Below are 7,727 nucleotides of genomic sequence, written 5' to 3' on the forward strand. Positions count from 1 at the left end.
AGCACGACAGCACACCGTGCATGTTGACCGCGTAACGATTGAGCAGTTGTGTTTCCATGATCGTGCCCCGTTAGCTATGAAGTGGCATGGTATTACTTGTTTGGTTCCGGCTCGTCCGGCTTAGGTATTGCCGGTAAATGGGCCTTGGTGTGTGGTGCCAGCAAGGGTTTGGGCTTCGGTTGTGCCGAGGCGCTGGTGCGCGAAGGCGTGAATGTGCTGCTGGTGGCCCGAGGTGCCGAGGTGTTGCAGGCTTCTGCTGCTAAATTAATAGCTGAATACGAAGGTAACACGGGGGCTGCAGTCCAATTTGTTGCTGAAGATATTACAACGCCGCAAGGCCGGCAGGCGGTATTTGCTGCGCGCAGCGACTTTGATATTGTGGTCACCAATGCCGGGGGCCCGCCGACCGGCGACTTTCGCGATTGGGACCGCGATGCCTGGATCAAGGCGGTGGATGCCAATATGCTGACGCCGATTGAGTTGATCAAGGCCACGGTGGACGGCATGGCGGCGCGTGGCTTTGGCCGCATCGTCAACATCACCTCCGGCGCGGTGAAGGCGCCGATCGACATCCTGGGTTTGTCCAACGGTGCCCGCAGCGGCTTGACCGGCTTTGTGGCCGGTGTGGCGCGCAGCCCACTCGCGGCGCACGGTGTGACCATCAACAATCTGCTGCCCGGTGCGTTCGACACCGACCGTCTGAGAGGCGTCATGCAGGGCGCAGCGCAAAAAACCAGCCAGGCCCTTGAGGTTGTCATGGCCGCACGTCGCAACACCATTCCGGCGCGGCGCTTTGGCACGGTGGAAGAATTTGGCGCCATCTGTGCTTTCCTGTGCAGCCAGCAGGCCGGTTACATCAACGGTCAGAACGTGCTGGCTGACGGTGGCGCCTATCCGGGCACGTTTTAATCTTTTTTATTGTTCAAACCGGAGTTACAAATGGTTCAATTTCAGGTTCGTCAACTGATGCGTGGCATGTTGAAATCCCTCGCGACCGCTACGCTTTTGGGCGCTTGTCTTGCGCAGGCTCAGACCGGCCCGGTCAAGCTGATGGTGGGATTTCCGCCGGGTGGTGGCTCCGACGCCATTGCCCGCATCCTGGCCGACAAGCTCAAAGACCCGTTGGGTGTGACGGTAGTGGTAGAAAACAAAGCCGGTGCCGGTGGCCAGATTGCAGCGCAGGCGCTCAAAGCCGCGCCGGCCGATGGAAACACCCTGTTTTTGTCGCACGACCACACCATCACGATTTTGCCGCTGGTGCTGAAGAATCCGGGTTATGACGCCAGCAAGGACTTCGTGCCGGTGGCCGGTTTTGCTACCTTTGTCAACGGCCTGGCGGTCTCAGGCGGCACACCGGCCAAAAGTATGGCCGAGTATGTGGCCTGGGTGCAAAAGGAGGGCGCGGGCAAAGATACGGTGGGCGTGCCGGCCCCGGCTTCGGTGCCCGAGTTTCTGGTCAAGGTGATTGGACAAAAATACAAGCTGGACTTGCAGGCCGCCCCTTACCGCGGCAGCGCGCCCATGATGGGCGATATGCTGGGCAACCAGATCCACGCCGGCGTGGGTTCCGTGCCGGATTTTATTGAGAACCAGAAAGCCGGCAAGATTCGCATTGTGGCGGTGCTGGGTGGTCAGCGCCAGGCCGCGTTGCCGGACGTACCGACCTTTGCCGAGCTCGGTTTGGCAGGTTTTGAAGATGTGCCTTACTACGGCATTTTTGCGCCCAAAGGCACGCCGCAAGCCGTGATTGACAAGCTCTCAGCCGCCGTGGCCAAGGTTATCGCCCTGCCCGAGGTGCGTGAGCGCCTGACTGCCATGGGTCTGACCGTGGGTTACATGACTTCAGCGCAACTGGCCAGCCGCGAACATGCCTACGCCCAAACCTGGGCCCGCATCATCAAAGACAGCGGCTTCAAGGCGCAGTGACAGCACGCCTACCCAATCAAGCCCGTCTCGCCACTGGGCCGGCGCTTGACCTGCACCCCCAGCAAGGGTGACTATGCCCTTTTTGCGGTCCAGACAGTGCAGCACAAGGTGTTTATTGGGGTAAACCCTGAGATATAAAAGGTTTTCTTTTTTTCCATGGACGACGTCATGAAAAAACTCAAAACGCCCTGGTCCTGCAGTGGCACAGAGGCCTTGGAGCAAAGATGGCGATGGGGCTCTCCATGTTGAAAGTTGATGGTTCCGGGTGGCATCGCGCCACATCGCTATGATGAACACTGAGTCGCCTGAAAAATTCGCGTACCGCGTCTCCTGGCTAACTTGAAGAGACTTCATTCGCCCAGAGCGATCAATCCCTGAATGTCGGGTCTGCGGGTAGGTGGGAACGATCACCTCCTGTTGGTCAGTCAGCGTGGGCTGTTTAACTTGTGTTTCTTTAAGGAAAAGTTTGGTATGAAAAAACTATTAGTGATAGCGCTGTTGGCGCTGGCCAGCGGGGCGCAAGCCGAGTCCACCGCGGCCAAGAAGGAACTGGTCGCCAAGGTCTTGCTGTTGCAGCGGCCTGCCATTGAACAGGCAGCGCAAGCGCTGGCGGAGCGGCCGGCGGCGCAGATGATGCAGCAGGCTGGTATTGTCTTGCAGTCCAAAGTGGCGGTCGACAAGCGCGAGGCCGTGGCGAAAGAGATTCAGGCTGATGTGAAGAAGTACGTTGATGAGGTCGTACCACTGGTGCGGGAGCAGGCCGTCAGCGTTGCCCCTTCCACCGTGGGTGCGCTGCTGGAAGAAAAGTTTACCGAGGATGAACTCAAGCAACTCATTGCCATCATCGAGTCGCCGGTCAATCGCAAGTTTTTGCAGCTGGGCGGCGAGATGCAGAAAGCGTTGCTGGACAAGGTGGTAACGCAGACGCAAGGTGTGATTGAACCGAAAATCAAGGCACTGGAACAATCCATCAGCAAACAACTGGGGTTGCCAGCGCCGTCGGCAGCTGCTGCCAAGGGCACGCGCCCACCGGCCAAGGCTGCCAGCAAGTAGGTTCACAGCCGTTTATGGCTTGCGCACGAAATCCTCGAACGCCTGCGTCGGCAAGGGCCGACTGAAATAAAAACCCTGCGCCTCGTTGCAGCCCCGGGCGCGCAGAAACTCAAGCTGGCCCTCGGTCTCCACCCCTTCGGCAATGGTTTGCAGCCCCAGGCTGCTGGCCATGCTGATGATGGCGCCCACGATGGCTTTGTCGTCGGGGTCCTCGGTGATGTCGCGTACGAACGACTGGTCGATCTTGAGCTTGTAAACCTGAAACTTTTTCAGGTAGCTCAATGAGGAATAACCGGTGCCAAAATCATCAATGGCCATGCGCACGCCGCGTTGGTGCAGTTCATTCATCACGGCGACCGCTTCCAGCGGATGGGTCATCGCCACGCCTTCCGTCAGCTCAATCTCCAGCAGTTGGGGCGGCAAGGCCGCGTCCTCCAGAATGCGGGTGACGAGCTGGGGCAGGTTGGGCTGGCGAAACTGAAGCGCGGACAAATTGACCGCCATGGTGATGGGTGCCATGCCACGCGCAATCCAGGTGGACAGTTGGCGGGTGGCGGTGCGCATGACCCACTCCCCAATCGGCAGGATCAGGCCATTGTTTTCGGCAATTGGAATGAACTCGGCCGGTGAGATGGCGCCAAGTTCCGGGTGGGTCCAGCGCAGTAAAGCCTCGGCGCCAACCACTTGACCGCTCATCAGTGCGATTTGGGGCTGGTAATGCAGCTCAAGCTGCTTGCGCTCCAGGGCCCGGCGCAGCGCGTTGTCGAGCAGCAGCATGCGGTCGGAGTGGGCTTGTATCTGGGCGGTATAAAACCGGTAGCCGTTGCGCCCATCGGCCTTGGCACGGTACATGGCCGCATCGGCACATTTGGACAGCGTGTCGAGGTCAGTGCCATCCTTGGGGTAGAGCGCGATGCCGATCGATGGTGTGACGGTCAGCTCGTGCTGTTCAATCAGGATCGGCTGGAGTGCTGTCTGCAGCAATTTTTCAGCCAAATGGGCAGCGCCCGGCGCATCGGTGTCGGGCAGCAGCAAGATGAATTCGTCGCCCCCCAGGCGCGAGACGGTGTCTTGCTCGCGCACCACGGCTTTCAGGCGCGCCGCCAATTGAACCAGCACCTCATCGCCGACCCGGTGGCCCAAAGAATCATTGACGTTCTTGAAGTGATCAAGGTCCAGAAACATCAGGGCTACACTTTGGTGCCCGCGTTGCGCCACGCTCAGGGCCTGCTGGCAACGGTCATTCAGCAGCAAGCGGTTGGGCAGGCCGGTGAGTGCGTCAAAATGAGCCAGGCGTTGAATATGGGCTTCGGCCATTTTTTGTTCAGCCGCTTTTTTTTCCAACTCCATCACTGTACGGCTGAGTTCCAGCGTCCGAATTTCCACCAGTTTTTCAAGGTCGGCGCGGGCTTGCAGCAATTCGGTCTCAGCCGTTTTTCGCGCGGTGATGTCCATGGTGATCCAGATCGCCCCCTGCTCCGGATCGCTGGCGTTAATGGCCTTGGCGCGAACCTCACAATGAATGGCAGTGCCGTCTTTTTTGCGCAGCCGAATTTCACCCTCAAATGCATGGCCGGCCGCGAACGGTGCCTGCCATCGGGGTTCGGCTCCAATCCATTCTTGCTCCGTCAGATACCACTGGCGCGAGGAGACGCCGTGCAGCTCGCCCGGTTCATAGCCCAAAATGGTTTCGAAGCGCTGGTTGCAGCGGGTGGCGATGCGGTTGCGCAGAAATACGATGCCGACCATGGCGTTGTCCAGAATCAGGTTTTGCTCGGTCAATACCGACTGCAGTTGTGCTTGCGCGGCTTTTTGTTCATCGATGTCATCCACGATCCAGATCGAGCCCTCGAGAGGGTCCGCCGGGTTGACGAGCTTGCCGGTCAGATGAGCCCAGAACGACGACCCATCGTGGCGTTTCATCAGCACCTCTGACTTGAATGTCAGGCCTTGCGCCATGGCCGGGTAGGCCGCTTCAGCCAGTGCGTGAGCAGCTAAGTCGTCGGGGTACAGCGACGGGCTGGTGCTGCCCAAAATTGCGGCCGCATCGGAATGGCCAAAGATCTGCCCAAAGCGCTGATTGCAGCGCACCACCAAGCGATTTTTGATAAACACAATGCCGACCCCTGCGGTGTCGAGAATGACTTGCTGCTCGCGCAAGGCAAGTTGCAACTCTTCCAGGGCGTCACGCCGCGGCGCGTTGGGTTGAATACTTTCGGGCATGGGTCAGGGTCTAGCGGCAAGCTGGCTCATTGTTGCGCAAACAGGCCAAGGTCACCATAGGGATTGACCATAGGCCTACGTCAAGGTACGGCATCGACAACGCGCGGTCGACCGGTCACGGACGGGGACCCGGTCGCCGAAAAAAAGGGCAGATCCATTTGCCATGAATCTGCCCGTCTTGATGACTGAACGCTACTGCTTGGTGCAATGAAAATTCAAATTGAGATCAGCCAATAGCAAAAAAACCAGCGATTAACGCAAACCGGCGATGTAATCGGCGACCGCCTTGATTTCGCGATCATTCATCTTGGCCGCGACCTGCGTCATTTGCAGACTGTTATTGCGGACGCCATCGCGAAAGCTTGTCAGTTGCGCCACAGCGTACTCCGCATGCTGGCCGCTCAAACGCGGATACTGCGCAGGAATACCCGCGCCGTTGGGGCCATGGCAACCGGCACAGGCGGGCACTTGACGGTCGGGTATGCCGCCGCGGTAAATACGCTCACCCAACTGCACCAGTTCTTTTTCTTTGGCAAAGCCAGGCTTGGCCGCCTTGGCCGATACCCAGTAGGCGATGTTCTGCATATCCGCATCACCCAGCGTTGCCGCGAAGCCGGCCATGATGGCGTTGGCGCGCTTGCCGGACTTGAACTCCTGCAACTGCTTGATCAGGTACTCGGGGTGTTGCTGGGCCAGTTTGGGCTGAACGGGAATCACCGAATTACCGTCCGCTGCATGGCAGGCAGCACACACTACGGCAAAGCTGGCCTCGCCCTTGGCCAGATCGGGCTTGACGGCTTTGGCCGGCCCGGTAGTGGCCTGCGGCGCGGCAGGTTTGGCTTCTTGTGCCAAGGTGGAAAAAGCAGGGACTGTCAGGGCGGCAGCAAACAACAGGGAGGCAAGCAGCTTCATAGGGGGTTTCGAGTCAGGTGAGGGGCAGGAACGGCTTGATTCTACAATGTGACTCCGGGTTTTCTCCCGTCTACTCATGACTACCAATTTAAACCCACCGGCCTCGGCCACTCAAAAACCTGCGCCCGACCCGCAGGCCCAAGCCGCGGCTGCCGTGGCACTGGGTTGGCTGCATACCGCCAAGTTCCTCACCACCGCACCACAACTGCATTTTCTGCCGGCCCTGGATGTGCCCGAAATTGCCTTTGTGGGACGCTCCAACGCGGGTAAATCGACCTGTATCAACACGCTGACGCAACAAAAGCAGCTGGCCTTCGCTTCCAAGAAACCGGGTCGCACCCAGCACATCAACCTGTTCTCCTTGGGTAAACAGGGCGTCACCGACGCGGTGTTCGCTGACTTGCCCGGCTACGGCTACGCGGCGGTGCCCAAACAGGACAAGATTCGCTGGCAGCAAGTGATGGCCAACTACCTGGTGACGCGGGAGAATCTGAAGGCCATTGTGCTGATGTGCGATCCGCGCCACGGGCTGACCGAGCTGGATGAAATCCTGCTCGACATCGTGCGGCCACGGGTGGAAGAGGGCTTGAAATTTCTGGTGGTCCTCACCAAAGCCGACAAACTGACGCGCACCGAGCAAACCAAAGCCCTGTCCATCATGAAGCTGCAGGCCGGTGGCGGCGAAGTGCGGCTGTTTTCGGCCACCAAGCGCCAGGGCATTGATGACGTGGCCACGCTCTTGTGGCAGTGGGCGCATCCCGCGGACGGCGCCGCCTGATCAGACAAGGAGGCGATGGCCTCATCAGTCGCGGTCCCAAATGCGACTGCACCAGACCGTCCGGCGTCGTAGTCTCACACCCGCTTTGACTTTAACGGGCCGACTTCACCATGATCGAGATTGACTCCCGGCGTTTGCCGCATGGCATCACCCTGAGTTGCCGGGCCGCCGGCGACCGGGGGCGACCCGTTCTCATGTTCCTGCATGGTTTCCCTGAAGCCGCTTTTGTGTGGGACTTTCTGCTGGTGCATTTCTCTCGCGCCGAGAACGGTGGCTACCGCTGTGTGGCGCCCAATCTGCGGGGCTTCGAGCACTCCAGCGCACCGGCAGACGTCAGCGCTTACCGCCCCAAACACCTGGTGCAAGACATCGCTGCCCTGATTGCAATCGAGGCGGCAGAGCAGGGCGGCCAGCTCGCCGCGCTGGTGGCGCATGACTGGGGTGGTGCGGTGGCGTGGAATCTGGCCAACCAGTTGCCCGATCTGATCCGCCAGTTGGTCATCATCAACTCCCCCCATCCGGGCACGTTTTTGCGTGAGCTCAAAAACAACCCGGCGCAACAGGCCGCCAGCGCCTACATGAACTTTCTCATTCGCCCGGACGCAGAAGAATTGCTGGCCCAGGACGACTACCGCCGACTCTGGCACTTCCTGACCGACAGGTTTGGCTCGCACCCTGCTGCCTGGCTCACTGAAGAAGTCAAGGCGCGGTACCGCGAGGTCTGGCACGCCGGGCTGACCGGCGGCTGCAACCTGTACCGGGCCTCACCGCTGCGCCCGCCCCGAGCCGATGACCCCGCCGCTGCCGCAGTCGAGCTGCCGCAGTCTATGTTGAC

7 protein-coding genes are annotated in these 7,727 nt (G+C 59.7%); 5 read left to right on the forward strand and 2 right to left on the reverse strand.

The annotated features are described in order from the left end of the window. Positions 1-81: 81 nt before the first annotated feature. The 3 genes from WA157_RS00600 to WA157_RS00610 all read left to right on the forward strand — a co-directional run bounded on the left by WA157_RS00600 (position 82) and on the right by WA157_RS00610 (position 2,979). Entirely contained in the window at positions 82-909 is an 828-nt protein-coding gene (locus WA157_RS00600) for an SDR family oxidoreductase (RefSeq protein ID WP_422619094.1), read from the forward strand. A gap of 30 nt (positions 910-939) precedes the next feature. Further along, the gene (locus tag WA157_RS00605; protein ID WP_422619095.1) at positions 940-1,926 is read left to right on the forward strand and encodes a Bug family tripartite tricarboxylate transporter substrate binding protein; all 987 of its coding nucleotides are present in this window, start codon (positions 940-942) and stop codon (positions 1,924-1,926) included. Between the two features lie 471 nt (positions 1,927-2,397). Then, positions 2,398-2,979: a hypothetical protein gene (locus tag WA157_RS00610; RefSeq protein ID WP_422619096.1), complete on the forward strand. Its 582-nt coding sequence runs from the start codon at positions 2,398-2,400 to the stop codon at positions 2,977-2,979. Between the two features lie 12 nt (positions 2,980-2,991). Here the strand turns inward: WA157_RS00610 and WA157_RS00615 are convergent, their stop codons facing one another. Together WA157_RS00615 and WA157_RS00620 are read right to left on the reverse strand one after the other, a co-directional pair. Beyond that, complete coding sequence (locus WA157_RS00615) at positions 2,992-5,202, reverse strand: sensor domain-containing protein (RefSeq protein ID WP_422619097.1); 2,211 nt, start codon at positions 5,200-5,202, stop codon at positions 2,992-2,994. A 252-nt stretch (positions 5,203-5,454) separates the two neighbouring features. Further along, the gene (locus tag WA157_RS00620) at positions 5,455-6,114 is read right to left on the reverse strand and encodes a c-type cytochrome (RefSeq protein WP_422619098.1); all 660 of its coding nucleotides are present in this window, start codon (positions 6,112-6,114) and stop codon (positions 5,455-5,457) included. Between the two features lie 76 nt (positions 6,115-6,190). On the opposite strand from WA157_RS00620, the gene yihA reads away from it, so the two are divergent. Then, positions 6,191-6,892 carry a ribosome biogenesis GTP-binding protein YihA/YsxC gene (gene yihA / locus WA157_RS00625; RefSeq protein WP_422619099.1) on the forward strand — a complete coding sequence of 234 codons (702 nt, stop codon included), beginning with the start codon at positions 6,191-6,193 and terminating at the stop codon, positions 6,890-6,892. Positions 6,893-7,002: 110 nt separating this feature from the next. Further along, positions 7,003-7,727 (forward strand): alpha/beta fold hydrolase (locus WA157_RS00630; RefSeq protein WP_422619100.1); only part of this gene is annotated, 725 nt, incomplete at its 3' end.

Source organism: Rhodoferax ferrireducens (assembly GCF_049302455.1).
GTDB lineage: Bacteria > Pseudomonadota > Gammaproteobacteria > Burkholderiales > Burkholderiaceae_C > Rhodoferax > Rhodoferax ferrireducens_B.